Here is a 25280-nt window from a genome sequence, read left to right as displayed (position 1 = left end):
GGTAGGCCTGAGGTTGTGCTGATCACCAAAGGTTTGCTGGCACGACCGTCTCGTCGACGGGCCGGGAAACTCAGGGGGAAACCTTCATCGCCGGATCGGCTGTCGATCACCCCGTCAGTGCGGGGAAAATCCGGCTCGATCGGGTCGGTTGTCACGGGTTCACCCATGACATTTGTCAGGGCTCCGATCGCTGGCTTCGGGTTGCGTCGCCGACGGACGATGCCAGAACCCACCCATGCCGGTCTCCGCCCCCACCGCACAGGGAACTCGGGCGGAGGCCTGCCCAGCTCGAGGAGTTCTGTTGAGGCAACGGATTCTCGTGTCCGCCCTGGGCGCCGGCGCACTAGCCGTCGCGGGACTGACCGCCCAAGGGGCCATCGCCGCCCCCACCCCGTACACCGCCGGGAAGCACGCCGCCAAGGTCTGCGCGGCTCCGAAGGCCGCGCACACCGCGGCCTGCAACGCGATCAAACTGGTGAACGACAAAGGTGTCGCACCGGCCTCCACCACGCCGCCGTCGACCGGGCTCACCCCAGCGGGCCTGCGCGACGCCTACAAGCTGAACGGCCTGAGCGCCGGCGGCCGCACGGTCGCGATCGTCGACGCGTACGGCTACCCGAACCTGGAGCGCGACCTCGGCGTCTACCGCTCCCAGTTCGGCCTGTCCGCGTGTACGACGGCCAACGGCTGCCTGCGGGTCATCAACCAGACCGGCGGGACCTCGCTGCCGAGGTTCAACGCGGGCTGGGCCGGTGAGCAGGCGCTCGACGTCGACGCGGTCTCGGCCGCGGCGCCCGACGCGAAGATCGTCGTCGTACAGGCCAACTCGGCCAGCTTCGCCGACCTCGGCACCGCCGTGGTGACCGCATCCAAGCAGGCCGGTGTGGTCGCGATCTCGAACAGCTACGGCGGTGGTGACGCGTCCGACGCGACGTACGGCACCTACTACAACCACCCCGGCATCGCCGTCACCGCGTCCACCGGTGACAACGGCTACCAGGGTGGCAGCTACCCGGCGTCCTCGTCGTACACGACGGCCGTCGGCGGTACGTCGCTTGTTGCCGCCAGCAACTCACGCGGGTGGAGCGAGACCGTGTGGAGCGGTGCCGGTTCGGGCTGCTCGACGTACAACACCGCTTTGAGCGCCGCCTCGTCGTTCAACACCGGCTGCTCGAAGCGGGCGATGGCGGACGTGTCCGCGGCCGCCGACCCGGGCAAGGGCGGCATGGCGATCTACTACCCGACCAGCAAGACGGCGTCGACCTGGGCGCAGTTCGGTGGCACCAGTGAGGCCGCCCCGATCATCGCCGCGGTCTACGCGCTGTCCGGCAACACCAGCGGCTACGCGAACGCGCTGCCGTACGCGCACCCGGGCTCGCTGTTCGACGTGACCAGCGGGAGCAACGGCTCCTGCCCGACGACCCAGTGGTGCAACGCCCGCACCGGCTGGGACGGCCCGACCGGCCTCGGCACCCCGAACGGCGCCGGCGCCTTCTGATCGAACGGGCGGACCCCTACCGCGATTGGGGTCCGCCCGTTCCCCGGTAGGTCCACCACCGCCGCGGCGACACACGCCGCGGTGCGTTGGTGGCTGGGTGCGACTGTTGGCCTGTCGCTCCTAGTACCCTTCCGGGCACGAAGGACAACCCTCGTCTCCACGTCATTTCCGGTGATTTCCCTTCCCAGCGAGCGCTTGCCCGCCTAAGGTCGCCCCCGGACGGGTCGTGGAGGGCGACCCGCGTACACGAACTCCATGGAGATTTGCTGTGACAACATCACGCAGAGGGCGGGGGCTCCTGGCAGTCACCACCGCCGTCTCCGCCGCCACTGTGCTGGCCGTGACGGCCGCCGGTGGCGCCACCGCCGCCCAGACCGCCGGACCGGGTGAGGGCAAGGGCAAGGCGGCCCAGGCCGAGAACATGTCGGGCAAGGAGCGGAAGGGCAACTACGACGCCCGGACCCCGAGTGCCAAGATCACCAACGCCCGCGCCGCCAAGGTGGCCGGCAAGGAGACCGCGGCCTCGGAGAAGTTCCGCAACTCGCTCGGCACCCAGGGCGTCGTCGAGCTCGACCCGAACACCGGCACCCCGGCCCAGGTCAGCAAGCTGAACGGCTTCCTGACCGGCAAGAGCGCGAAGAAGGCGCCGGACGTCGCGCTCGCCTACGTGAAGGCGCACCCGGAGGTCTTCAAGCTCTCCGACGCCGACCTGTCCACCCTGAAGCTGCGCAAGGACTACGTCGACGACCTGGGCACCCACCACGTGTCCTGGTCGCAGGTGGTCGACGGTGTCGAGGTGTTCGGCAACGGCCTCAAGGCCAACGTCACCAAGAACGGCCAGCTGATCTCGCTCATGGGCTCTCCGGTCGCCGGTCTCACGGCCCAGGCCGAGGCCGCCGCGGCCGCTCCGAAGGTGACAGCCGCCGCGGCCCGCACCGCGGCTGCCGAGGACGTCGGCGGTACCCCGAAGTCCGCCACCGCGAAGGCGGCCGGCGTCAGCACCCAGTGGAGCAACGGCGACACCGCCCAGCAGGTGTGGTTCCACACCGCCGACGGGCTGCGCAAGGGCTGGCTGACGTACGTCAACGCCGGCGGCATGAAGATCTACAACCACGTCATCGACGCCCAGACCGGCAGCCTGCTCTACCGCAAGGACCTGGTCAACGAGGGCAACGGCGACGCGCTGGTCCAGGACAACTACCCGGGCGCGGCCAAGGGCGGCACCCAGCGGGTCGAGAACCTGATCTACAACAAGTGGCTGCCGAAGAACGCCAAGACCCTCCTGGACGGTACGTCGGTCGCGGCCTGGGCGGACGTGAACGACGACAACCAGCCGAACGCCGGTGAGACGGTCAAGGTGCCGGGCACCAAGACCGGCGCCGAGTACAAGCTGACCACCTTCCAGAACGCGTCGTCGTTCTGCTCGGCGGCCTTCGTCTGCACCTGGGACCCGGCCAAGCCGGACTCCTGGAAGACGAACATGAACCAGGACGTCACCAACGCGTTCTACCTGGCCAGCAACTTCCACGACTGGCTGGCCAAGCCGCCGATCAGCTTCACCCCCGCGGCCGGCTCGTTCGACGCCGCGGGCGGCGACCCGGTCCTGCTGAACGCGCTCGACGGCGCGGCGACCGCGGCGAACGGCGGCCCGGACGCCAACCACATCGACAACGCCAACATGTCCACCCCTCCGGACGGCACCCCGCCGACCATGCAGATGTACCTGTGGCACCAGCCCGGCGCGACCGACGCACAGGACCCGTTCGTCCCGGCCAGCGGCGCGAACGACGCGAGCGTGCTGTACCACGAGTACACCCACGGTCTGTCCAACCGCCTGGTCGTCGACGCCACCGGCAACAGCACGCTGAACAGCATCCAGGCCGGCTCGATGGGCGAGGCGTGGAGCGACTTCTACGCGATGGACTACTTGGTCTCGCACGGCCTGGAGAAGGACACCACCGCACCGGGTGAGGTGCTCGAGGGCAAGTACGTCGCCCACGGCGAGCTGTTCCGCACCCAGGCGATCGACTGCCGGGTCAAGGCGGTCAGCCCGAACTGCATCCAGCCCGACGGTTCGAAGGGCGGCTACACCTACGCCGACTTCCCGACCATCGGCGGCGCACCCGAGGTCCACGCCTCCGGCGAGGTCTGGGCGCAGACGCTGTGGGATCTGCGGGAGCGCTTCGGCCGCAGCTACGCGATGAGCATCATCACCCGCGCGATGGAGCTGTCGCCGGCCGACCCGACGATGCTCGACATGCGCAACGCGATCGTGCAGGCCGACCTGGTCGCCAGTGGCGGCAAGAACGCCGACATCATCTGGACCGTCTTCGCCAACCGCGGCATGGGCTGGTACGCCGGTGTCGTCGACGGCGGCGACTCCTTCCCGGCCGAGGACTTCCACAAGCCGCCGACAGGTGCGACCACGACCCTCAGCGGCACGGTGAAGGACAAGGACACCGGTGCTCCGGTGGCCGGCGCGCTGGTCTACATCGGCGGTCACTCGTCCGGTTACGCCGGTGACTACGCCGCCTCGACCGACGCGAACGGCAACTACGCCATCACCGGTGTTGCTCCGGGCACCTACCCGAAGGTCGTCATGTCGGCTCCGGGCTACGAGCTGCTGGTCCAGTCGGCCACGGTCAAGCCGGGTGCCAAGGTGGCCTTCACGCCGCGTCGCAACTGGGCGGCGAGCTCCGGCGGCGGTTCGGTGGTCGGCTTCAACGGACCGGACTTCACCCCGCAGTGCGGCCCGGCGTACGCGATCGACAACGCGCAGGGCACCGGCTGGGGCAGCACCACCGGTGACGACGCCGGCACGCCGACCAACAAGATGATCGACAAGCACGTCGACATCAAGCTGCCGGCGAAGGTGAACATCAGCGCCTTCAACGTCGACCCGTCGAACACCTGTGGTGACCCGGGCAGCTCGTCGACCGGCAAGTACCGGATCGAGACCTCGGTCGACGGCACCACCTGGCTGCCCGCTCAGACGGGCGAGTTCACCGCCGCCAACCGGGGCAAGTACACCCTGCTCACCCCGAGCGGCAACGTGACCGGAGTTCAGTACGTGCGGTTCTGGATGCTCAGCCCGCAGGTCCCGGACTTCGAGACCAACTGCCCGGCCGGCGCGTTCGGTGGCTGCACGTTCACCGACATGACCGAGATCCAGGTCTTCGGTACCAAGTAACAACCCCCCCGCGAAGGCCGGCCGAGCACCCGCTCGGCCGGCCTTCCGGCGTTCAGTGGCCGGTGGCCGGTGGGACGGCCGTGAAGACGAGCACCTGCGGCCGCACCCCGTGACCAAGTAGGGCCCACATCGTGGACAACGGGAAGTAAGTGTAGTGAATTAGTTTAGTTTCGCGGTGTGGATGTTGCCGCTCGACCGTCGCCGTCCCGCTCAGCCGGGCGGGGCGGCGACCGAGCCGCGCTCGATCAGGACCGGCGCGATCGTGGTCCGGCGGACCCGGCGGTTGGTGTCGACGGTCGAGGTGACGCGGGCGACGACGTCGGCGACCAGCTCGTCGAGCGGCCAGTGGAAGGTGGACAGTGGCGGCGTGAGCAGCTGCGACACCGGCTGGTCGTCGTACCCGAGCAGGGAGAGATCGTCCGGGACGCGGAGGCCGAGCTCGCGGCTGGCGGCGTACACACCGAAGGCCATCGAGTCGGCGAGCGCGAGGATGCCGGTCGGGCGCCCGGTGCCGGTGAGCAAGGTTCGGGCGACCTCGGTCGCGCCGGCCAGGTCGTGCGGGCACTGCAGGATGCGGATCTTCAGCTTGAGGTCGACGCCGACGCGCTGGGCGATCTCCTCGGCCGGCCGCTCCACCTCGAAGCGGCGGGTCGGACTGAGTACGGCGATCTGCCGGTGGCCGGCGTCGGCCAGCCGGCGCAGGGCCGTGCTGACGCCACTCTCGTTGTCGAGCATGACCTCGGACTTCGCCTTCGCGCCCGGCAGCGCGTCGCCGATCGCGACCACCGGCGTCTGCCGCGCGATCTCGGCCCAGCCCTTCGCGGCCGGGTTGATCGGGACCACCACGATCGCGTCGGCGCGGTGGTCGACCAGGTGCTGGGCGAGCTCGAGCTGGCGGTCGGCGTCGCCGGCCGAGTCGATGATCCACGCATTCCGGTCCGGGGCGAGCAGCTCCCGGCCGAGGGCGGCCGCGAGCCTCTGCTGCCAGAGATCCTCCAGCGACGCGCAGAGCACGCCGATCGAACCGCTCCGGCCCGAGGCGAGGGCCCGGGCGACCGGATCGGCCTGGTAGCCGAGGCGGTCGGCGGCGTCCTGGACGCGCTGCCTGGTCTCCGGCGTTCCGTGCAGGCCGCGCAGCGCGTAGGACACAGCGGCCATCGAGAGCCCGGTCTCGGCGGCGATGTCCTTGAGGGTTGGCCTCCGGCCGGTTCCGGACATGTCCACGACCTTAGGGCAGACCTCCGACAAAAGCTTGACAAGAGGTGCATTGAAGCGCTTCACTTCAATTGTCCTGAAGCGCTTCAATCTGATCAAACCGCTGGGGGGAGAGTTCGATGATCGACGTCCACCAGCATCTGTGGCCGGTCGGGTTCGTCGACGGCCTCCGGGCCCGCTCCGAGCCGCCGTACCTCGACGGCTGGACGCTCCACACCGCGAGCGAGGCGCCGTACGACGTGGATCCGGCCGCGCATGCGGTCGACAAGCGGGTCGCGCTGGAGCAGGACAGTGGGATGAAACTCGCCGTGGTCTCGCTGTCGAGTCCGCTCGGGATCGAGCATCTCGGGGATGCCGCGCTGCTCGATGCCTGGCACGCCGGGGCCGTGGAGTTCCCGGCGCCGTTCAAGGCCTGGGCGGCCGTCGATCTGCTCGATCCTGACGTCGACGGTCTGGAATCCCTTCTGGACAACGGTTTTCTCGGGCTGCAGTTGCCTGCGCATGTGCTCGGCACGCCGGCCGGGTGGGCCGCGCTGGGTGAGTTGCTTGCCGCCCTCGAGCGAGTGAACAAGCCGATCCTGGTCCACCCGGGTGTGGCCCAGCCGGTCGACGAGGCGCTGTGCTGGTGGGCGCCGGTGGTCGATTACACGAGCCAGTTGCAGGCTGCTTGGTGGTCATGGCATGCGTTCGGCGGGCGACGCTCGTACCCGGCCTTGCGGCTGTGCTTCGCGGCCGCGGCGGGGCTGGCGCCGGTGCACCACGAGCGGCTGGCCGCGCGCGGCGGTCGGCTCGGCACCATCGACCCCAATCTGTACGTCGACACTTCGAGCTACGGCCCGCAAGGGATCGACGCGGTCGCAAGGGTCCTCGGCATCGACCAGGTCGTGCACGGCACCGACCGGCCGTACGCCGGGATCACCGACCTCCGCCAAGGCGACGCCGCGACCGCGGTGATCCGCCACGACAATCCACACCGGCTGCTGTTCGGCGCCGGTACACCGACTCCTGAGAGGGGAGTGCAGTGACTGCTCAGCCCATCACCGACGTACCGGTGCCCGCGCGCCAAGCCAGCCGGCTCGTGGAGCTCAACAACTGTCTGTCGCTGGACGACCTTCCGGGCCGCGACCTCGATCCCGCCGAGCTGGCCGAGCTGGCCGCGTCGATCGCCGCGCAGCCGCAGCTGTGGGAGGACAAGGTTGCCTACAGCGACGAGGAGCGGGTGTTCGCCTCGCTGCACCGCGACGCCAACGTCGACGTCTGGCTGATCTGCTGGACCCCGGTGAACGACACCGGCTGGCACGACCACGACGTCTCGTCCGGCGCGGTCGCGGTGGCCAAGGGCAAGCTGGTCGAGCACAACCTGGCCATCGGCGCCGAGTCGGTCGAGACCGAGGTGGAGGCCGGCGATGTCTACGGCTTCGGCCCGGACCACATCCACCGCCTCACCGGCCTCGACAAGGGCAGCGTCACCGTCCACGCCTACAGCCCACCCCTGTGGCGCATGGGCCAGTACTCGGTGAAGGACGGCGTCCTCCGCCGCATCTCCGTCTCGTACGCCGACGAACTCCGCCCCCTCGACTGAGACCACTGGGGGTCACCCCCTCAGATGGAGGGTTGCCCACCGAGAATCGGAGGAGGCAACCCACCGTCTCGGGGGGCAACCCCCTCAGGCGGTGGGGCACTCTAGGTGTCCCAGCGTTGGCCGACTGCGAGCAAGAGGGCGCTGGACTGGACGAGTTCGGGGTATCTGTCGGCCAGGCGGGAGCATTCCAGGGCGGTGTGGAGCGGGTCCGGTTCGCAGAGAGTGTCCGGCAACGGCCGGCCGTTGTAGTGGGCATCGATCATCACGGTGAGCCATCCGCCGGGTCCGGTCAGGCCGTGGATGGTCACTCCGCGGAGGCCGACGTTGATCAGCTCGGACCGGAGTTGCGCGACCGTGTGGTAGTTCGCGTGGGCCAACCGGTCGTTGTCGGCGCTGTAGCCGTCGCGGAGGATATCGCTGACCACGCTGTGCCGTTCGATCAGCTCGTTCGCCAGCGTCGAGCCGATCAGGTTGGCCGCGCGGTTGATCGCGACGACCGCGACGAACCCGCCGAGCTTGGTGACCCGAATCGCCTCCCGCAAGGCCTGTCGCCGGTCGGCCATCTCCGGCAGGTGATACATCGGTCCCGCCAGAAAGGCGGCATCGAACTGCTCGTCGTCCCAGGGCAGCCTCCGGGCATCACCCTGTACGGCGGTGATCCCGGCCGCCGCCGCTTGGTCGACGTGCCGCTTCACCGGGTCGACGAGCTCCACGTCGTACCCGCGTCCTTCGAGCCAGGTGGCGTGGACGCCCGGTCCGCCCCCGATGTCCGCGACCGACGCGGGCGGCGGCGGGAGATATCTGCTGAGCAGGTCCTGTACTCGCGCCAACTCGAGCCGCCCCTTGATCGTCGACCCCAGCCGGCTCGCCTCGTCACACCGCTCGGAGTAGAAACGCTCGAGCTCACTATCTGTCGTCATGACTCTCGAGTCTCAGCGCGACCGAGCGGTCAGGGGAGGGCAGATCGCGGGGCATCCCGGGGCATTTACTGGTCGAGGATTCTCTGACTAAAGTCAGAGAATGGAGATTGGTGGGGTCAGGCGGTTCAATCGGGTGGTTACGCAGCGGGTGGGGGCGTTGCAGGAGGCCTATCTGGCTCGGGGACGGTCGTTGGGGCTGGATCGGGTGTTGTGGGAGATCGGGCTCGACGGGTGTGATGTCAGGTCGCTGCGAGCCCGGCTTGAGCTGGACTCGGGGTATCTGAGCCGGCTGCTGCGATCGCTGGAGAGCAGTGGGCTGGTCCGGGTCGAGCGGAGCGGTGGCGACGGGCGGGTGCGGATCGCGCGGCTGACGAAGGAGGGTGTCGCCGAGCGGGAGGTGCTGGATCGGCGGTCGGACGAGCTGGCGGTGTCGATCCTGGAGCCGTTGAGTGCGCGGCAGCAGGAGCGGCTGGTCGCGGCGATGGACGAGGTGTCGCGGTTGCTGACCGCGTCGATGGTGCGCGTCGGGGTGGTCGATCCGCGGCGGCCGGAGGCGCAGTACTGCGTGCAGTCGTACTTCGCCGAGCTCGGCCGGAGGTTCGACGCCGGATTCGATCACACCCGCAGCATCCCGGCGGACAACGCCGAGTTGACGTTGCCCGCCGGATTGTTGCTGATGGCAACACTCCACACCGAGCCGGTCGGCTGCGGCGGGTTGAAGCTGCACGGTGCCGAACCGGCCGAGATCAAACGGATGTGGGTCTCACCCGAGGCGCGGGGCCTCGGGCTCGGGCGCCGGTTGCTGACCGAGCTCGAGCGCGAGGCGATCGCCCACGGTGCCCCCGCCGTACGGCTGGAAACCAACCGCAACCTGACCGAGGCGATCGCCCTGTACCGCGCCGCGGGCTATCGGGAGGTGCCGGCCTTCAACACCGAGCCCTACGCCCACCACTGGTTCGAGAAGTCGCTGCGTTAGCTCACGGCTTCCTGAGTACGCCGAGGAGGCCGTGGGTCTCGTCGTTCGGTCCGGCGGAGAAGAAGAGGGAGTCGGTGCCGCCGGTGGTGGCCGTGCCTTGGAGGAGCGCCCAGAGGCCGTCGATCACCAGGGTCCTGCCGTGGCTATTGCGGACCTGACCGGCGAAGTCGTACCTGCCGTGCGACTTCGGATGGAAGATGTTGATCCGGCCGTCGCCGAAGTTTCCGACCAGGAGCGTGCCGGCCGGCTCACCCCAGGCAGCGGGTGCGAAGGCGAGACCCCACGGAGCGTTCAGCGTGCCGCGCGATGCGACCCGCGTGATCAGCCTGCCGTCCACGGTGAACTCGTCGACGAACCCGAGTCCGCGGCCGGCGATCTCGTCGCCGGTCTTAGCGTTCACCTTGGCGTAGGCGACGAAGATCCGGCCGTTGAGCGTCTGCACGTTGAACGGCCCGTACCCCTTCGGCAGGTGGGGGTCCCGGAACGCCCACCACGGCTTCTTCACCAGGGTGAACGTGGTGTCGAAGACGTCGATCCGGCGCTGGGTGAAGTTGGCGGCGTACAACCGATCCCCTGCTCTGGTTGTCGCGATCGCCAAGCCCTTGTAGCTGGCGCCGGGAGTCGTGGCCTTGATCTCGGCCGCGCCGATCAGCGGGCTGACGGGCGGACCCCAGGCGGCGATCTGTCCGGTCTCGGTGGCGAAGATGAACCGGGCCGGCGCGCTCACCGTCCCGTTGGTGAGCACGAACCCGGTGCCGGGGTTGTTGACCTGCCCGGTCGGCACCGGCATCGTCACCCGGACCGTGGGCACCTTGGTCGCCGTGGTCGAGCCTGGTGCGGACGAGTACAGCGTCGAGGACGACGTACCGTTGTTGGACGACCACAGCGGGGTGGTCGCACCGAGGGACAGGCCCCACGGGTTGACCAGGTCGGGGTCTTGCAGCGAGGCCTTGCCCTTCTGGTCCGAGACCAGGTTGACCTGCTGTACGGCGAGTGCGTGGTGGTGGGATTGGTGGGCGCTGGCCGTGGACGGCGCGATCAGCGCGAGACCGCCGATGAGCGCGGTCGTGATGGCGAGTGGGCGGCCCTTCGCGAGAAGCGGCATGACACTTTCCCCTCCATTGGATGTGGAACACCATGGATACGGCCCGGCGGGCTAGGCGGTTCAATCGCCGCAAGGTAAACATGGCGGAGAACTCGGGGTGGGGAATGCACTGATGAGTAGGGAGGGGGAGTACATGTCAGGACTTGCGATCGAGCCGTTGAATCCGGAGATCCTGCCGCCGGCGACCGGCAACTACGCGCACGGCGTCCAGGTGGACGGAGCCCAGCGGATGGTGTTCGTCAGCGGTCAGGTGCCGTGGGGCAACGAGCACGGCCGGGTGCCGGAGACGTTCGAGGCACAGTGCCGGATGGTCTGGCGGAACGTGCTGTCGGTGCTGGCCGAGGCCGGCATGGGGATCCGGAACCTGGTGAAGGTGACGACGTACCTGTCCGACCGGCAGTACCGGGCGCTGAACTCGAAGATCCGCGAGGAGGTGCTCGGCCAGCACGTGCCGGCCCTCACCGTCATCATCTGCGACATCTACGCGGAGAACTGGCTACTCGAGATCGACGCCGTCGCCATGGCCTGACCGGTCCACCGCGCGCCGAGTGGCTATGGAAAGCGTGCGTACGCCGTCTTAGCGTGAAGAGCATGAGAATCCGGGTAGTCGACGCGTTCGCCGATCGTCCCTTCACCGGGAACCCAGCGGGTGTCTGTGTACTGCCCGCCGGGGCCTGGCCCGAGGCCGCCTGGATGCAGTCGGTCGCGGCGGAGCTGCAGCACGCCGAGACTGCGTTCGTGAAGCCGTCGCCGGGTGGTGACGCGGAGTGGGAGCTTCGCTGGTTCACGCCGACGATCGAGGTCGACCTGTGTGGTCACGCGACCCTGGCGACGACACACGCGCTGCTGTCGGACGGGCTGGTCTGCGGCAAGGTGGGCTTCTCCACCCGGAGCGGTGTGCTGACGGCTTCGGTCGACGACGGCTGGATCACCCTCGACTTCCCGGTCAACCGAACGGTCGAGTCGGAGGCGCCCGCGGGTCTGATCGCGGCGCTCGGGGCCGAGCCGGTCAGTGTGCACAGCACGGGCGCGCTGACCGACGTGTTCGTGGTCCTGCCCGACGAGTCGGCGCTCCGCGCGCTGGCGCCGGACCTGGGTCAGGTGAAGGCGATCAATCAGCGCGAGCGGAACCGGGGGACGATCGTGACCGCCCCCGCGGACTCCGGCTTCGACTTCGTGTCGCGGTTCTTCGCTCCGGCCGCCGGGATCCCGGAGGACCCGGTCTGTGGCAGCGCGCACACCGCGTTGGCGCCGTACTGGGCCGAGCGCCTCGGACGGAACGAACTGGTCGGATTCCAGGCGTCCGCCCGAGGCGGTGTCGTCCGCGTCGCCACCGTCGGCGATCGCGTCCACCTGAGCGGCCAGGCGATCACCACACTCGACGGTCAGTTACTGGTCTAGGCCCAAGTCTCGGCGTGGGTGGCCACGCCGTTCGGGGCGATGAGTTCGGTGACGACGTCCTCGGCGTCCGCGTCCAGCGGCTCGAACGGGTGCTCCGGTACGACGTACGCGCGGGCGCCGGCCACCATCTCGATGCCGGGGAGCTCGAACCACGCCTCCCCGACCTCGCGGCTGATCTCGTAGATAGCCTGCTCGGCGGAGTCGACCGGCTCCTGCTCGACGGTCTCGTCCAGCTCGGCCGGGTGCCGTTCCTGCGCGGCCCGGCCGGCCTCGAGCAGCGCGTCCAGGTCGATCACGCGCAGGTCGAACCGCGACACGACGCTGATCACCTGGTCCTGCTCGGTGTCCTCGTCGTCCTCCTCGTCGACCGCGTCGTCCAGCAGGAGTGGCGCCGTACCGGTGTGCTCGAAGACGGCGTCGTTCCAGTCCTCGACGAGTTCCTCGAGCGCGGCGTTCTGCTCGTAGAGCGCGGCCTGCTCCTCGTCGCCGGTCATCGCGAGCAGGGCCTCGGTGTGGGCCTGGAGGCGCTCGGCGAGCTTGCGGCTCGCGTCGGCGAGCGCATCCCGGGTCTCCGTGGAGAAGAACTGCTCGGCGGGGGCGATGTCCATGTCGGTCACTAGGTGTTCTTCCCTTGTCCGTGAGCTGTGATTGCCACGCGTAAGTATGCGGACTGGTGGCGCTCTCGCGAAGTTCTGTCCGCAGTGAGCTACCTGTGAGAAGCCTGTGAGAGGTCTGTCAGCGGGTGTGAGAGGCCTGTGAGAACACTCCTGAGCAGGCAGCGAGCGGTGTGCAGTGAACTCATGAGCACTTTTGCCGTGAGGTGGTGGCGTCATGACTGACGTCATCTATCTGGTCGTCACCGTCGTCGTGTTCGCGGCCATCTGGTTCGCGCTGCGTGGAGTGGAGAAGCTGTGAGCGCCGAGAACATCGCCGGCCTGGTGGTCGCCGCGGCCCTGATCCTCTACTTGGTCGCCGCCCTGATCTTCCCCGAGAGGTTCTGATGTCCGACACCGCAGCCGGCCTCTTGCAGGTCGCCCTCTTGCTTGTGCTGCTGGCCGCCGTCTACCGGCCGCTGGGCGGGTACATGGCCCGGGTCTACACGTCCGAGAAGGACATGGCGGTCGAGCGCGTCACGTACAAGCTCTTCGGCGTCGACGCGAAGGCCGATCAGACCTGGGGCGTCTACGCCCGGTCGCTGATCGCCTTCTCCGCGGTCAGCCTGGTCCTGCTCTACCTGCTCCAGCGACTGCAGCACTGGCTGCCGTTGTCGCTCGGGCTGCCGAACGTGGAGTCGGGCCTGGCCTGGAACACCGCCGCGTCCTTCGTGACGAACACCAACTGGCAGGCGTACTCGCCCGAGGTGACGATGGGCCACCTGGTCCAGTTCGCCGGCCTCGCGGTGCAGAACTTCGTGTCCGCGGCCGTCGGTATCGTCGTCGCGATCGCCCTGATCCGCGGGTTCTCCCGGGCCAAGACCGACCGGCTCGGCAACTTCTGGGTCGACCTGACCCGGACGTCGCTGCGGATCCTGCTGCCGATCGCCATCATCGGCACGCTCGTGCTGGTCGCGATGGGCGTCGTGCAGAACTTCTCCGGTGGGCACGAGGTCACCTCGGTGGTGGGCTCGACCCAGACCATCCCCGGCGGCCCGGTGGCCAGCCAGGAGGTCATCAAGGAGCTCGGCACCAACGGTGGCGGTTTCTACAACGCCAACTCGGGCCACCCGTTCGAGAACCCGAACCCACTGTCGAACCTGTTCGAGATCTTCCTGCTGCTGCTCATCCCGGTCAGCCTGACCCGGACCTTCGGCCTGATGGTCAAGGACAAGAAGCAGGGCTACGCGATCCTCGGCGTGATGGGCGTCCTCTGGGGCGCCTTCACCTTCGCCGCCACGCTCTTCGAGAACCAGGGTGCCGGTACGGCGTCGCACGCCGCCGGGGCCGCGATGGAAGGCAAGGAAACCCGCTTCGGTGAATGGGCCTCCGCACTCTTCGGGGCGTCCACCACGGGTACGTCGACCGGCGCGGTCAACGCGGCGCACGACTCGTTCACGCCCTTGGGCGGTGGCACAGTCCTGTTCCACATGATGCTGGGAGAAGTGTCACCCGGCGGTACCGGAACCGGTCTGTACGGCATGCTCATCCTCGCCGTCCTGGCGGTGTTCGTCGCCGGCCTGATGGTCGGCCGGACGCCGGAGTACCTGAAGAAGAAGATCACCGCTCGCGAGATGAAGCTGGTCTCGCTCTACATCCTCACGACGCCGGCCGTCGTACTGGTCGGTGCGTCGCTGGCGATGGGGCTGGCCGTGGCGCGGGCCTCGATCTTCAACACCGACAGCCCGCACGGGTTCTCGGAAGTGCTGTACGCGTTCACGTCGGCCGGTAACAACAACGGCAGTGCATTCGGCGGTCTCAGTGCGAACATCCCGTTCTACAACACCGCTCTCGGGCTGGTGATGCTGTTCGGCCGGTTCGTCCCGATCGTGCTCGCGCTGGCCCTGGCCGGCTCGCTCGCCCAGCAGCAGCCGGTGCCGGTGACGCAGGGCACGCTGCCCACCCACAAGGCCCTGTTCGTGACGATGCTCGTCGGCGTCGTCCTGATCGTGACCGGCCTGACCTATTTCCCCGCTCTTACTCTCGGACCTCTTGCGGAGGGACTGTGACCACGCTCGTGAAGACCCCCTCGCCCGGTGCCAAGAAGGACCCGGGGACGGTGGCGAAGAAAGCTCCGTCGGGCCTGTTCGACCCACGGATGCTCTGGACCTCCCTGCCGGACGCGCTGCGCAAGCTCGACCCGCGGGTGATGGTGAAGAACCCGGTCATGTTCGTGGTCGAGGTGGGCGCGGTCGCATCGACGATCTTCGGCTTCACCGACTCGAGCGTGTTCGTCTGGTGGATCGTGGTCTGGCTCTGGCTGACCGTCATCTTCGCCAACCTGGCGGAGGCGGTCGCCGAGGGCCGGGGCAAGGCCCAGGCCGAGACCCTGCGCCGGGCCAAGACCGAGACCACCGCGCGGCGGCTGGTCGGCGACCGCGAGGAGCAGGTCCCCGCGGCCCAGCTCCAGCTGGGCGACCTGGTGGTCGTCGAGGCCGGCCAGGTCATCCCCGGCGACGGTGACGTCGTCGAGGGCGTGGCGAGTGTCGACGAGTCGGCCATCACCGGCGAGTCGGCCCCGGTCATCCGGGAATCCGGTGGCGACCGCAGTGCGGTCACCGGCGGCACCAAGGTGCTGTCGGACCGGATCGTCGTGAAGATCACCACCAAGCCCGGTGAGAGCTTCATCGACCGGATGATCGCCCTGGTCGAGGGCGCGTCGCGGCAGAAGACGCCGAACGAGATCGCGCTGAACATCCTGCTGGCCAGCCTGACCATCGTGTTCCTGATCGCCACGGTGACGCTGCCGACGTTCGCGAACTACGCGCACACGAACCTGAACATCGTGATCTTGGTGGCCCTGCTGGTCTGCCTGATCCCGACCACGATCGGTGCGCTGCTGTCCGCGATCGGCATCGCCGGTATGGACCGGCTGGTGCAGCGCAACGTGCTGGCGATGTCCGGCCGCGCGGTCGAGGCCGCGGGTGACGTGAACACCCTGCTGCTGGACAAGACCGGCACCATCACGCTGGGCAACCGGCAGGCGTCGGAGTTCATCCCGGTCCAGGGCGTGTCCGACACCGAGCTCGCCGACGCGGCCCAGCTGTCCAGCCTGGCCGACGAGACGCCGGAGGGCCGGTCGATCGTCGTACTGGCGAAGACCGGCTACGGACTGCGCGAGCGGCACACCGGAGAGTTGCCGCACGCAACCTTCGTGCAGTTCACCGCGCAGACCCGGATGAGCGGCGTGGACCTCGACAACCGGCAGGTCCGCAAGGGTGCGGCCGGTGCGGTGAACGCCTGGATCCAGAACCACGGCGGCACCACCGACCCGCAGCTCGGCGACATCGTCGACGGCATCTCGGCCTCCGGCGGTACGCCGCTGGTCGTTGCCGAGAGCATCGACGGGAAGGCGCGCCCGCTCGGCGTGATCCACCTCAAGGACGTCGTGAAGGAAGGCATGCGGGAGCGGTTCGACCAGATGCGCGCGATGGGCATCCGGACCGTGATGATCACCGGTGACAACCAGCTGACCGCGAAGGCGATCGCCGAGGAGGCCGGGGTCGACGACTTCCTGGCCGAGGCGACGCCCGAGGACAAGATGGCGCTGATCAAGAAGGAGCAGGAGGGCGGCCGGCTGGTCGCGATGACCGGTGACGGGACGAACGACGCCCCGGCGCTGGCGCAGGCCGACGTCGGCGTGGCGATGAACTCCGGTACGTCGGCCGCCAAGGAGGCCGGCAACATGGTCGACCTCGACTCCAACCCGACCAAGCTGATCGAGATCGTCGAGATCGGCAAGCAGTTGCTGATCACCCGCGGTTCGCTGACCACGTTCTCGATCGCCAACGACGTGGCGAAGTACTTCGCCATCCTGCCCGCCCTGTTCGCGGCGGCGTACCCGGGACTGGACAAGCTGAACATCATGGGGCTGCACTCGCCGGAGTCGGCGATCGTGTCCGCCATCGTGTTCAACGCGCTCGTCATCGTGGCCCTGGTGCCGCTGGCGCTGCGGGGTGTCCGGTACAAGCCGTCGTCGGCGTCGGCGATGCTGCGCCGCAACCTGCTGATCTACGGCGTCGGTGGCCTGATCAGCCCGTTCATCGGCATCAAGCTCCTCGACCTGGTGATCTCCCTGATCCCCGGTCTTCGGTGAAAGGTAGTTGTTCATGGCAAGCAATCTCCCCGGCTCGGTCCGCCAGTTCGGGGTGGCGATCCGGGCAGTGCTCGTGCTCACCGTCATCCTCGGCATCGCGTACCCGCTGGTGATGACCGGTGTTTCCCAAGTGCTGTTCCACGGCAACGCGAACGGCTCGATCGTCCAGGTCAACGGCAAGGACACGTCCTCCGACCTGATCGGCCAGGCGTACACCCAGGACAGCGGCAAGAAGGACTCCGACGGCAACGCGATCATGGTCGCCGACCCGAAGTGGTTCCAGACCCGGCCGTCCGCGGTCGACTACGACGCGATGGGCAGCGCGGCCTCGCAGTACGGGCCGAACAACGCCGACCTGGTCGCACTGATCGACGAGCGGCGCAAGGCTGTCGCGGCGCTCGAGGGTGTCGACCCGTCGCAGGTCCCGCCGGACGCGGTGACGGCCAGCGGCAGCGGTCTGGACCCGCACGTCAGCCCGGCGTACGCCGCTCTGCAGGTCAACCGGGTGGCGCGGGAGCGTGGCCTGGACGTGGCCAAGGTCCAGCAACTGGTGAAGGAGAACACGGAGGGTCGCACCCTGGGCTTCCTGGGTGAACCCCGCGTCAACGTGGTCAAGCTCAACAACGCTCTCGCGGCGCTGGGCTGAACTGAGAGCATGGGGGTATGAACGAGCGAAGCGAGTTCATCAGAAAGCACAGGGCAACTCGAGCCTCATCCGCGCCCGGAGCGAAGCGAGGACGTGGATGAGTAGGAGCGGCCGTGGGCATCTACGGATCTACCTCGGTGCCGCGCCCGGCGTGGGAAAGACCTACAAGATGCTGGGCGAGGGTCAGCGACGGCTGACCCGGGGCACCGATGTGGTGGTCGGATTCGTGGAGACCCACGGCCGTGAGCACACCGCCGAGATGCTCCAGGGCCTCGAGGTGATACCCCGCCGGATCCTGGACTACCGCGGCGCGAGCTTCACCGAGATGGACATCGACGCCGTGCTGGCCCGGCGGCCGGAGGTGGCGCTGGTCGACGAACTGGCGCACACCAACGTGCCGGGCAGCCGGAACGAGAAGCGCTGGCAGGACATCGAGGAGCTGCTGTCCGCCGGGATCGACGTGATCTCGGCGGTCAACATCCAGCACCTAGAGTCGATCAACGACGTGGTCGAGAAGATCACCGGCGTACCGCAGCAGGAGACCGTCCCGGACCGCGTGGTCCGGGCCGCCGACCAGATCGAGCTGGTCGACATGACCCCGGAGGCGCTGCGTCGCCGGATGGCCCATGGCAACGTCTACGCGGCGGACAAGATCGATGCTGCCCTGGGCAACTACTTCCGTGTCGGCAACCTGTCCGCCCTGCGCGAACTGGCGTTGCTCTGGCTTGCCGACCGGGTGGACGCCGGCCTGCAGCAGTACCGCGCCCAACATGACATCGACTCGACCTGGGAAGCCAGGGAACGAGTGGTGGTCGCACTCACCGGCGGCCCCGAAGGCGAGACACTGATCCGGCGTGCCGCCCGCATCGCCGCCCGCTCTTCCGGCGGGGACCTGCTCGCCGTCCACGTCGCCCGCTCCGACGGTCTGACCGGCGCCGACCCGAAACGCCTCGCCGAGCAGCGCCTGCTGGTCGAGAGCCTCGGTGGGACCTATCACCAGGTGGTAGGTGACGACATCCCGGCCGCGTTGCTGACGTTCGCCCGCGCCGAGAACGCCACCCAGTTGGTCCTCGGTGGCTCGCGAAGGTCCCGGCTGTCGTCGCTGATCACCGGCCCCGGGATCGGGTCGAGCACGATCCGCGATTCTGGTGATATCGACGTTCACATCGTCACCCACGCGCTGATGGGTCGCGGCCGTTTGCCGCGGTTGCGGGGCAGCCTGTCCAGGCGCCGCAAGGTCCAGGGGTTCATCCTGGCCGTCGTACTGCCGCCGGTGCTCGCGCTGCTCCTCGGTCTGGGCGGGGACAACCTCAACCTGACCAGCAACGTGCTCGCGTTCCTGCTGGCGGTCGTCGTGGTCGCTTTGGTCGGTGGCCTCTGGCCCGCGTTGCTGACCGCGATCGGTGGCACCGTCGTACTGAACTACTTCTTCACACCGCCGACCCGGACGTTCACCATCGCCGAGCTGAACAACGCGCTCGCGCTGGCGATCTTCGTGCTGGTCGCGGCGATGGTGAGTTCGGTCGTCGACCGGGCGGCCCGTCGGACCAGACAGGCGGCCCGTGCGGCCGCGGAATCCGAGACGCTGGCGACGCTGGCAGGCTCCGTACTGCGTGGCGAGACCGCCCTGCCCGCCCTGCTCGAACGGGTCCGCGAGGCCTTCGGGATGACCGGGGCCTGCCTGATGGAGCGGGTCGACGACGACGAGCTGACCGAGGTCTGGCGGCCGGTGGCCTCGGCCGGCACGCTGACGTGCAGCCGACCGGAGGAAGCCGACGCCGAGGTCCCGGCCCGCGACGACCTGGTCCTCGTTCTGCAAGGCCATCAGCTGGCCGCGGACGAGCGGCGGCTGGTCGGGGCGTTCGCCGCGCACGCGGCCGCGCTGGTGGACCGGGCCCGGCTGAGCGAGGCCGCCGCCGAGGCGAAGCCGCTGGCCGAAGCCGACAAGCTGCGGACGGCGCTTCTTCGCGCGGTCAGCCACGATCTCCGGTCCCCGCTGGCGTCGGCCAAGGCGTCGGTGACCAGCCTGCGCAGTGACGATGTGGAGTGGAGCGATTCCGAGCGCGAGGAGCTGCTGGAGACGGCAGACGAGTCGCTGGACCGGTTGTCGCGACTCGTGGACAACCTGCTCGACCTCAGTCGCCTGCAGGCCGGGGTCCTGCCCGTATTCACCCGGCCGATGGCTCTGGACGAGATCCTGCCCGGTGTGCTGGCAGAGCTGGGTGACGACAGTGACAAAGTCACGGTAGACATCCCGCACACGCTGCCGCTGGTCGAGGCGGACCCCGCGCTGCTGGAGCGCGTGATCGCGAACCTGCTGGCCAACGCCCTTCGCTACTCGCCGCCCGGACGGCCGCCGCTGATTACTGGCAGCGCGCTCGGCGACACCGTCGAGATCCGGGTGATCGACCGTGGACCGGGGATCCCGCGCGAGGACCGGGATCGCGTGTTCGCGCCGTTCCAGCGGCTCGGCGACACCGACAACACCGTCGGCGTCGGCCTCGGACTGGCGCTGGCTCGTGGTCTGGCCGAGGCGATGCACGGCACGCTGCTGCCCGAGGACACCCCGGGCGGCGGGTTGACCATGGTGGTGGCGATACCGACCGCAACCCTGCGACCGGCCGACGCGCCGGTGCCCGGCGCCCGCGAACGGTCCGAAGTACCCCAGCCCGAGATACCCGAAATGACCCAGTCGGAGGTGCAAGAGTGACCGTATTGATGCCACGCCTCCGGCGCGGCGGGTCGTGCGGCTTCGACTCCCGCCCTTCCCTCGTCCCTCCAGTCGCTTCGCTCCCTACGCTCCTCAGTCCAGGCCGGGAGGCCGCATGACCAGGGTCCTGGTGATCGACGACGAACCGCAGATCGTCCGGGCTTTGCAGATCAACCTGAAGGCGCGCGGCTACGAGGTGCATCTGGCCGGCACCGGTACGTCGGCCCTGAAGGTGGCGGCGCAGCACCCGCCGGAGCTGGTGATCCTCGATCTGGGGTTGCCGGACTTCGACGGTGTCGACGTGATCCGCGGCCTGCGCGGCTGGACCGAGGCGCCGATCCTGGTGCTGTCCGGGCGCACCGACAGCACCGACAAGGTCGAGGCGCTGGACGCCGGCGCGGACGACTACGTGACCAAGCCGTTCGGGATCGACGAGTTGCTGGCGCGGATGCGCGCCGTACTGCGGCGCAGCAACATCGCGCAGGACCAGCCGGTGGTGACGGTCGGCGGCGCCACCGTCGACCTGTCGGCGAAGCGGGTCACTCTCGAGACCGGCGAGGACATCCGCCTCACCCCGACCGAGTGGCACCTGCTCGAGGTCCTGATCCGCCACCCCGGCAAGCTGATGTCGCAACGCCAGCTCCTGACCGAGGTCTGGGGTCCCGGCTACGAAACCGCCAGCGGCAACCTGCGCTTCTACATGGGCCAGCTCCGCCGCAAACTCGAAGAAGACCCGGCCCGCCCCAAGCACCTCCTCACCGAACCAGGCATGGGTTACCGCTTCGAGCCCTGATCCGTACCTAACGACAGGACGTAGTGGGATCAGCGACCCCTGCGCCAGGTGCGCCCAGGCGCGCGGTGCGATCTACGGAGACGACTACGTCCTGTTCTTCGGTACGGCGCCGGCCCGTCAGCCCTGGCTGATGGTGACCAGGGTCGGGGTGGGGTCGGCCAGGGCCGGCTCGTTGGCGCGGATGCGGAAGCGGAGGCGGCAGACGATCGCGTTGGTGTCGCGGCGGAGGGCGTGGGCGAGCAGGGCGCCGCGGTGGTTCTGCAGCAGGCGCTGCCACAGGTGCTCGGGTTCGACCTCGGGGATGAGCACGAAGACGGTCTCGATCTCGGTGTGCTTGATGTACCGGACGATCGGGTCGGTCAGCCGGCGGCGGTCGTCGGCCAGCGCGACCAGCGGTACGGCGGGATTCCAGCGCTCCCAGTCCGTGAGCAGCCGGTTGAAGGCGCGCACGTCGTCCGGGTCACTCGCGTTCACCGCGTGAACGGCGACCACGTCGTGCCCGAGCCCGGACGCCACCGAGAGCGCGTCCCGGGTCAGCTTGCTCACGCCGTTCACCGGTACGACGACACGCGACCGGCGGGCCTCGGGACGATCCGGAACACGACCGAGCTCGAGCCGGTCACCGATCCGCCGGTAGTTCCGCTGCACGGCCTGCATCACCACCACCAGGACCGGTAGCGCGATGGCGATCAGCCACGCCCCGTCGGTGAACTTCGACGCCGTGACCACGATCGCGGCCACTCCGGTGAGGATCGCGCCGAAGCCGTTGAGGGCCAGCTTGAACCGCCACCCGGCCGGGCGCGCGTGCCACCAGTGCCGGACCATGCCGGCCTGCGACAACGTGAACCCGACGAACACCCCGATCGCGAACAGCGGCACCAGCGTGTTCATGTCGCCGCGCGCCCCGATCAGTAGCACCGCCGAGACAAGCGTCAGGAACCCGATCCCGTAGCGGTACACCTGCCGCTGACCTCGCAGCTTGAAGACGTGCGGTACGTAGTGGTCCTTCGCCAGCAACTGCGCGAGCACCGGGAGTCCGCCGTACGACGTGTTGGCCGCCAGGGCCAGCAGGATCACGGTCGAGAACTGCACAACGTAGTACCCGAAACCGTGCCCGAGGGACGCGTCGGCGAGCTGCGAGAGCACGGTCACCCCCTCGACCGGCTTGATCTCGAACTTCTTGATCAGCACCGCAAGCCCGATCAGCATCGTCGCCAGGAGAACGCCCAGCGCCGCTTCGGCTCGTTGGGCCCGGATCACGCGCGGCTTGCGGAAGCTCGGTACGGCGTTCGCGATCGCCTCGACCCCGGTCAGTGCCGCGCACCCGTTCGCGAAGGCCTTCAGCAGCAGGAGAATCCCGAGGGCGTGAATCTGACCGGCCTGCTCCGCGCTCGTGGTGGTGACCGCGGCTTCGCCGCGGAGCAGACCGGCCAGAATCACCGTCAGGATGGCCGCGACGAACACGGCCGTGGGCACGATGAACATCCGCGCGCTGTGCGCCACGCCCTTCAAGTTCACCGCGGTCACGAGGGCGAGCACCGCGAGGGCGATCCACACCCGGTAGCCATACAGCCCTGGTACGGCGGACGTCAGCGCGGCGACCCCGGCTGCGACCGACACGGCGACGTTGAGCACGTAGTCGATCACCAGCGACGCGCCGGCCACGAGGCTGGCGCGCCGACCGAGGTACTTCTTCGCGACGCCGTACGAACCACCGCCGTCCGGGAAGGCCGCGATCACCTGCCGATAGGAGAGCACCAGCACGAGCAGCAGGCCCGAGATCGCGAGTGTCACCGGCAGCGTCAGCCCGATCGCGCTCGCCCCGCCGAGGGCGAGGACCAGAACGATCGCCTCCGGCCCGTAGGCCACCGAGGCCATCGCGTCCAGCGACAGTGCCGCCAGGCCGCCGATCACACCGAGCCGATGCCGTTCGTCCGCGGAGACACTCACGCCCCCCACTCTCGGGTCCGGGGCCGGCTTCGACACCCGATCCTCACAGCATCCTCATGCCGCCCGCGCGAACTTCAACACGCGCCTCACGCCGGTGTCCGATTCGTTCAAGACGTGCGGTGCGATCTGCGCCAAGGTGGACCCATGGACATCTTCACCGCAGGTCGTGATTTCGTACGGCGGGACGCCCGGCTGCTCGAGAGCCGGCTGTTCGCCACACTCTTCGAGGACGCCGACCCGCAGGGCGTGGTCGACGCGCTCCGCGGCTATCAGAACGCCGACGGCGGCTTCGGTCACGGCCTGGAGCCGGACAAGCGGTGCCCGGACAGCCTCGCGCTCGACGTGGAGGTCGCGTTCGACACCTTGCTCGCGGCGGGAGCCCGAGACGACCTGATGATCCGCCGGGCCGTCGACTGGCTGGGCCTGACGGCGAATCAGGACGGCGCGGTGTCGCTGTGCGCACCGGCCGTCGAGGACTATCCCCGCGCCGAGCACATCAGCGAATGGACGTACCAGCCCGGCCTCAACCCGACCGCGGGCCTGGTCGGCCGCCTGCACAAACTCGGCTTCGAGCACCCGTGGCGCGAGAAGGCGGGCGCCTGGTGCAGCGCCGAAGTGGCCAAGGGCTTCCCCGAGGACGCCCACGGGATGCACGAGGTTCTCGAGTTCCTGGAGCACACCGACGACGTCGACCTCGATCGCGTCCGCGACTGGCTCCCCAAGCTGCAGTGGTTCCGGGCCGACGCCGCGGACCCGACGTACGGCGTCACCCCGCTGTCCTTCGCCCCCACCCCGGACAGCTTCTGGCGCCCGCTCTTCAGCGACGCCCAACTGGAAGCCCACCTGGACCGCCTGCTCGCCGACCAGCAACCCGACGGCGGCTGGGCCATCACCTGGGAGCCGCCGGGCCCCGCGTCCACCCTCGCGTACCGAGGCATCGTCACCCTCGGCGCACTCCGCACCCTCAAGGCCTACAACCGCATCTAACCGGATTCGGCGGGATGCTCGACCTGGCGGTCGCCCCACTGCGTCATCAGACCGCGGGCGATCTCCAGGTCCTCCCGCAACGAACGGTCGGCGAGATCACCCGGCAGCGAGGTGAACGCATCCGCCAGCCACGGCCCGACGGCGGACGGCGCGAGATCCTCAGGCGTCAGCCCGGCCAGCCGGATCGCCCGCACCGCTGTGACCAGCTCGCACGCCAGGACTTCACGCAGGTCGTCCAGGAGCTTGGCAGTCAGTACGGCGGCTTGTGGCGCGAAGCTGGCGTGGTGCTCGGCTCCTCGGGACAGGGTCGCCGTACCAAGGGTGGCCGGCTGCGCGGCCGATCGGACCGCGGACAGCGCGTCGTGTGCGACGTACTCAATCATCATCACGCCGGAGCTCGCCGCGGCCCCGCTGGCCAGGAACTGGCTGAGCCCTGTGTACTCCGAGTCGACCAGGTTCGCCACCCGGGACGTCGACAGGGTCGCGACGCTGTGCAGGCTGAGCCGGAGCGAGTCGAGGGCGAGCGCGATCGGCATCGCGTGCCAGTTGCCGTTGTGCAGCACGGTGTTGCCGGCCACGAGCGGGTTCTCCGCCGAGGCGTTGATGTCGATCCGGATGCTGTTGCCCAGGGCATCCACATGGTCGACGGCCGGGCCGAGCACCTGCGCGAAAGCCCTGAGTCCGAAGGGATCCTGGATCCGGGCCGGTGGCAGCTGCAGGTCGTCGAGAAGTCCGCGCATCCGGCGTGCGACCCGGACCTGCCCCGGCTGCGGACGAGCCTCGTGCACTCGGACGTCGTACACCTCGGCGTTGCCGCGGAGGGCGACGTGCGAGAGGGCGCCGACGAGCGGTACGACGTTGATCAGCGTCCAGGCTTCGACGTACGCGAGACAGCATTCGGCCAGCGTGATGGCGTTGCTGGACAGCAGTGGGAGAGCGCTGGTCCCGTCGATGACGTCGCCGAGGGCGAGCCCGAGCTCGGCCAGCGCACCGAGGTCGCCGGTCCCGATCGCGCCACCGCGGTGCAGGTCTGGCAGCTCGTCATCGTTGAGTAAGGCAACGATCGCGTCGGCGACCGCGGGCTCGAGTCCGGATCCGCCGGCCGCGAGCTGGTTCACCCGGATCAGCAGCCCGAGCCGGACCACGTCCTTCGGGTACGACGTCGTACCGGTGGTGGAATGCGATCTGAGCAACCGGGCGCCGTGCTCGGGGTCGGACGTGAGTACGTCGCGGTTGGCGCCGACCCCGGTGGTCCGCCCGTACACCGGTCGATGCCGCGCGACCTCGGCCACGGCGACGGCAGACTCATGCATCCGCTTCCGGGCGTCGTCACTCAACCGCACAGCCGTCCGCCGCTGCCCGAGCGCGACCGCTTCCAGCGGCGTCAACCCACCACCCGTGAGCTCCACCGGTTCCATGCGCACAGTGTGATCCCCGCCACGGCCCCCACCTAGCACCCCCGCCCGCCCACCGTCTCGGATCCGAGATCTTCGGCCACGGTGTGCAGGTCGACAGGACGTCATCGCCCCGCCGGCACCCAGCCACGCTCAGGCCGCCG

At 69.0% G+C, this 25280-nt stretch carries 20 protein-coding genes; 14 read left to right on the top strand and 6 right to left on the bottom strand.

Annotated features, from left to right (window positions below; translation table 11 throughout):
- Window positions 1–301 precede the first annotated feature (301 nt).
- Together ACXC9Q_RS11420 and ACXC9Q_RS11415 are read left to right on the top strand one after the other, a co-directional pair.
- A complete protein-coding gene (locus tag ACXC9Q_RS11420) occupies window positions 302–1498 on the top strand; it encodes a S53 family peptidase (RefSeq protein ID WP_457056440.1) in 1197 nt (398 codons plus the stop codon).
- 268 nt (window positions 1499–1766) lie between these two features.
- Complete coding sequence (locus tag ACXC9Q_RS11415) at window positions 1767–4688, top strand: M36 family metallopeptidase (protein WP_457056439.1); 2922 nt, start codon at window positions 1767–1769, stop codon at window positions 4686–4688.
- Between the two features lie 210 nt (window positions 4689–4898).
- Here ACXC9Q_RS11415 and ACXC9Q_RS11410 read toward each other — a convergent pair whose 3' ends face one another.
- Window positions 4899–5906, bottom strand: coding sequence for a LacI family DNA-binding transcriptional regulator (locus ACXC9Q_RS11410; RefSeq protein WP_457056438.1), 1008 nt, complete (start codon window positions 5904–5906; stop codon window positions 4899–4901).
- A 116-nt stretch (window positions 5907–6022) separates the two neighbouring features.
- On the opposite strand from ACXC9Q_RS11410, the gene ACXC9Q_RS11405 reads away from it, so the two are divergent.
- Window positions 6023–6928 (top strand): amidohydrolase family protein, encoded by a 906-nt coding sequence (locus ACXC9Q_RS11405; RefSeq protein WP_457056437.1) that lies wholly within the window; start codon window positions 6023–6025, stop codon window positions 6926–6928.
- Window positions 6925–7485: a cysteine dioxygenase gene (locus ACXC9Q_RS11400; RefSeq protein WP_457056436.1), complete on the top strand. Its 561-nt coding sequence runs from the start codon at window positions 6925–6927 to the stop codon at window positions 7483–7485. The genes ACXC9Q_RS11405 and ACXC9Q_RS11400 overlap by 4 nt, the downstream gene beginning before the upstream one ends.
- A 101-nt stretch (window positions 7486–7586) precedes the next feature.
- Here the strand turns inward: ACXC9Q_RS11400 and ACXC9Q_RS11395 are convergent, their stop codons facing one another.
- Window positions 7587–8405 carry a class I SAM-dependent methyltransferase gene (locus ACXC9Q_RS11395; RefSeq protein ID WP_457056435.1) on the bottom strand — a complete coding sequence of 273 codons (819 nt, stop codon included), beginning with the start codon at window positions 8403–8405 and terminating at the stop codon, window positions 7587–7589.
- Between the two features lie 100 nt (window positions 8406–8505).
- On the opposite strand from ACXC9Q_RS11395, the gene ACXC9Q_RS11390 reads away from it, so the two are divergent.
- The gene (locus tag ACXC9Q_RS11390; RefSeq protein WP_457056434.1) at window positions 8506–9381 is read left to right on the top strand and encodes a GNAT family N-acetyltransferase; all 876 of its coding nucleotides are present in this window, start codon (window positions 8506–8508) and stop codon (window positions 9379–9381) included.
- Window position 9382: 1 nt separating this feature from the next.
- Here the strand turns inward: ACXC9Q_RS11390 and ACXC9Q_RS11385 are convergent, their stop codons facing one another.
- Window positions 9383–10486, bottom strand: coding sequence for a TIGR03118 family protein (locus ACXC9Q_RS11385; protein ID WP_457056433.1), 1104 nt, complete (start codon window positions 10484–10486; stop codon window positions 9383–9385).
- 112 nt (window positions 10487–10598) lie between these two features.
- Between ACXC9Q_RS11385 and ACXC9Q_RS11380 the strand changes: the two genes are divergently transcribed.
- Both ACXC9Q_RS11380 and ACXC9Q_RS11375 read left to right on the top strand, forming a co-directional pair.
- Window positions 10599–11015, top strand: coding sequence for a RidA family protein (locus tag ACXC9Q_RS11380; protein ID WP_457056432.1), 417 nt, complete (start codon window positions 10599–10601; stop codon window positions 11013–11015).
- Between the two features lie 62 nt (window positions 11016–11077).
- Window positions 11078–11887, top strand: a complete 810-nt coding sequence (locus ACXC9Q_RS11375) for a PhzF family phenazine biosynthesis protein (protein ID WP_457056431.1) — start codon at window positions 11078–11080, stop codon at window positions 11885–11887.
- Here the strand turns inward: ACXC9Q_RS11375 and ACXC9Q_RS11370 are convergent.
- Window positions 11884–12495 (bottom strand): hypothetical protein, encoded by a 612-nt coding sequence (locus tag ACXC9Q_RS11370; RefSeq protein WP_457056769.1) that lies wholly within the window; start codon window positions 12493–12495, stop codon window positions 11884–11886. The two genes, ACXC9Q_RS11375 and ACXC9Q_RS11370, sit on opposite strands and share 4 nt — an antisense overlap.
- A 303-nt stretch (window positions 12496–12798) precedes the next feature.
- On the opposite strand from ACXC9Q_RS11370, the gene kdpF reads away from it, so the two are divergent.
- From kdpF to ACXC9Q_RS11340, 6 genes are all read left to right on the top strand, one after another.
- Window positions 12799–12888 (top strand): K(+)-transporting ATPase subunit F, encoded by a 90-nt coding sequence (gene kdpF / locus ACXC9Q_RS11365; RefSeq protein WP_328524526.1) that lies wholly within the window; start codon window positions 12799–12801, stop codon window positions 12886–12888.
- Window positions 12888–14549, top strand: a complete 1662-nt coding sequence (gene kdpA / locus ACXC9Q_RS11360) for a potassium-transporting ATPase subunit KdpA (RefSeq protein WP_457056430.1) — start codon at window positions 12888–12890, stop codon at window positions 14547–14549. The genes kdpF and kdpA overlap by 1 nt, the downstream gene beginning before the upstream one ends.
- Window positions 14550–14599: 50 nt before the next feature.
- Window positions 14600–16636 (top strand): potassium-transporting ATPase subunit KdpB, encoded by a 2037-nt coding sequence (kdpB, locus tag ACXC9Q_RS11355; RefSeq protein ID WP_457056768.1) that lies wholly within the window; start codon window positions 14600–14602, stop codon window positions 16634–16636.
- Between the two features lie 13 nt (window positions 16637–16649).
- Entirely contained in the window at window positions 16650–17282 is a 633-nt protein-coding gene (gene kdpC, locus ACXC9Q_RS11350) for a K(+)-transporting ATPase subunit C (protein WP_457056429.1), read from the top strand.
- A 97-nt stretch (window positions 17283–17379) separates the two neighbouring features.
- Window positions 17380–19992, top strand: a complete 2613-nt coding sequence (locus ACXC9Q_RS11345) for a DUF4118 domain-containing protein (RefSeq protein ID WP_457056428.1) — start codon at window positions 17380–17382, stop codon at window positions 19990–19992.
- 115 nt (window positions 19993–20107) lie between these two features.
- Entirely contained in the window at window positions 20108–20785 is a 678-nt protein-coding gene (locus ACXC9Q_RS11340) for a response regulator (protein WP_457056427.1), read from the top strand.
- Between the two features lie 117 nt (window positions 20786–20902).
- Here the strand turns inward: ACXC9Q_RS11340 and ACXC9Q_RS11335 are convergent, their stop codons facing one another.
- Window positions 20903–22735 carry an APC family permease gene (locus ACXC9Q_RS11335; protein WP_457056426.1) on the bottom strand — a complete coding sequence of 611 codons (1833 nt, stop codon included), beginning with the start codon at window positions 22733–22735 and terminating at the stop codon, window positions 20903–20905.
- Between the two features lie 144 nt (window positions 22736–22879).
- On the opposite strand from ACXC9Q_RS11335, the gene ACXC9Q_RS11330 reads away from it, so the two are divergent.
- Window positions 22880–23722, top strand: a complete 843-nt coding sequence (locus ACXC9Q_RS11330; RefSeq protein WP_457056425.1) for a hypothetical protein — start codon at window positions 22880–22882, stop codon at window positions 23720–23722.
- Here the strand turns inward: ACXC9Q_RS11330 and ACXC9Q_RS11325 are convergent.
- Window positions 23719–25140 (bottom strand): aromatic amino acid ammonia-lyase, encoded by a 1422-nt coding sequence (locus ACXC9Q_RS11325; protein WP_457056424.1) that lies wholly within the window; start codon window positions 25138–25140, stop codon window positions 23719–23721. The genes ACXC9Q_RS11330 and ACXC9Q_RS11325 overlap by 4 nt on opposite strands.
- Window positions 25141–25280: the final 140 nt, after the last annotated feature.

The organism is Kribbella sp. CWNU-51 (assembly GCF_054073265.1).
Note: the sequence above shows the minus strand (reverse complement) of the source record. Positions and strands in the feature narration are given on the sequence as shown.

Coding starts and splice junctions, on each gene's coding strand:
- ACXC9Q_RS11385 (WP_457056433.1), bottom strand. CDS start 10,486: ATGCCGCTTCTCGCGAAGGGCCGCCCACTCGCCATCACGACCGCGCTC.
- kdpA (WP_457056430.1), top strand. CDS start 12,888: ATGTCCGACACCGCAGCCGGCCTCTTGCAGGTCGCCCTCTTGCTTGTG.
- ACXC9Q_RS11410 (WP_457056438.1), bottom strand. CDS start 5,906: ATGTCCGGAACCGGCCGGAGGCCAACCCTCAAGGACATCGCCGCCGAG.
- kdpC (WP_457056429.1), top strand. CDS start 16,650: ATGGCAAGCAATCTCCCCGGCTCGGTCCGCCAGTTCGGGGTGGCGATC.
- ACXC9Q_RS11380 (WP_457056432.1), top strand. CDS start 10,599: ATGAGTAGGGAGGGGGAGTACATGTCAGGACTTGCGATCGAGCCGTTG.
- ACXC9Q_RS11340 (WP_457056427.1), top strand. CDS start 20,108: ATGACCAGGGTCCTGGTGATCGACGACGAACCGCAGATCGTCCGGGCT.
- ACXC9Q_RS11325 (WP_457056424.1), bottom strand. CDS start 25,140: ATGGAACCGGTGGAGCTCACGGGTGGTGGGTTGACGCCGCTGGAAGCG.
- ACXC9Q_RS11375 (WP_457056431.1), top strand. CDS start 11,078: ATGAGAATCCGGGTAGTCGACGCGTTCGCCGATCGTCCCTTCACCGGG.
- ACXC9Q_RS11405 (WP_457056437.1), top strand. CDS start 6,023: ATGATCGACGTCCACCAGCATCTGTGGCCGGTCGGGTTCGTCGACGGC.
- ACXC9Q_RS11330 (WP_457056425.1), top strand. CDS start 22,880: ATGGACATCTTCACCGCAGGTCGTGATTTCGTACGGCGGGACGCCCGG.
- ACXC9Q_RS11390 (WP_457056434.1), top strand. CDS start 8,506: ATGGAGATTGGTGGGGTCAGGCGGTTCAATCGGGTGGTTACGCAGCGG.
- ACXC9Q_RS11345 (WP_457056428.1), top strand. CDS start 17,380: ATGAGTAGGAGCGGCCGTGGGCATCTACGGATCTACCTCGGTGCCGCG.
- ACXC9Q_RS11370 (WP_457056769.1), bottom strand. CDS start 12,495: ATGGACATCGCCCCCGCCGAGCAGTTCTTCTCCACGGAGACCCGGGAT.
- ACXC9Q_RS11395 (WP_457056435.1), bottom strand. CDS start 8,405: ATGACGACAGATAGTGAGCTCGAGCGTTTCTACTCCGAGCGGTGTGAC.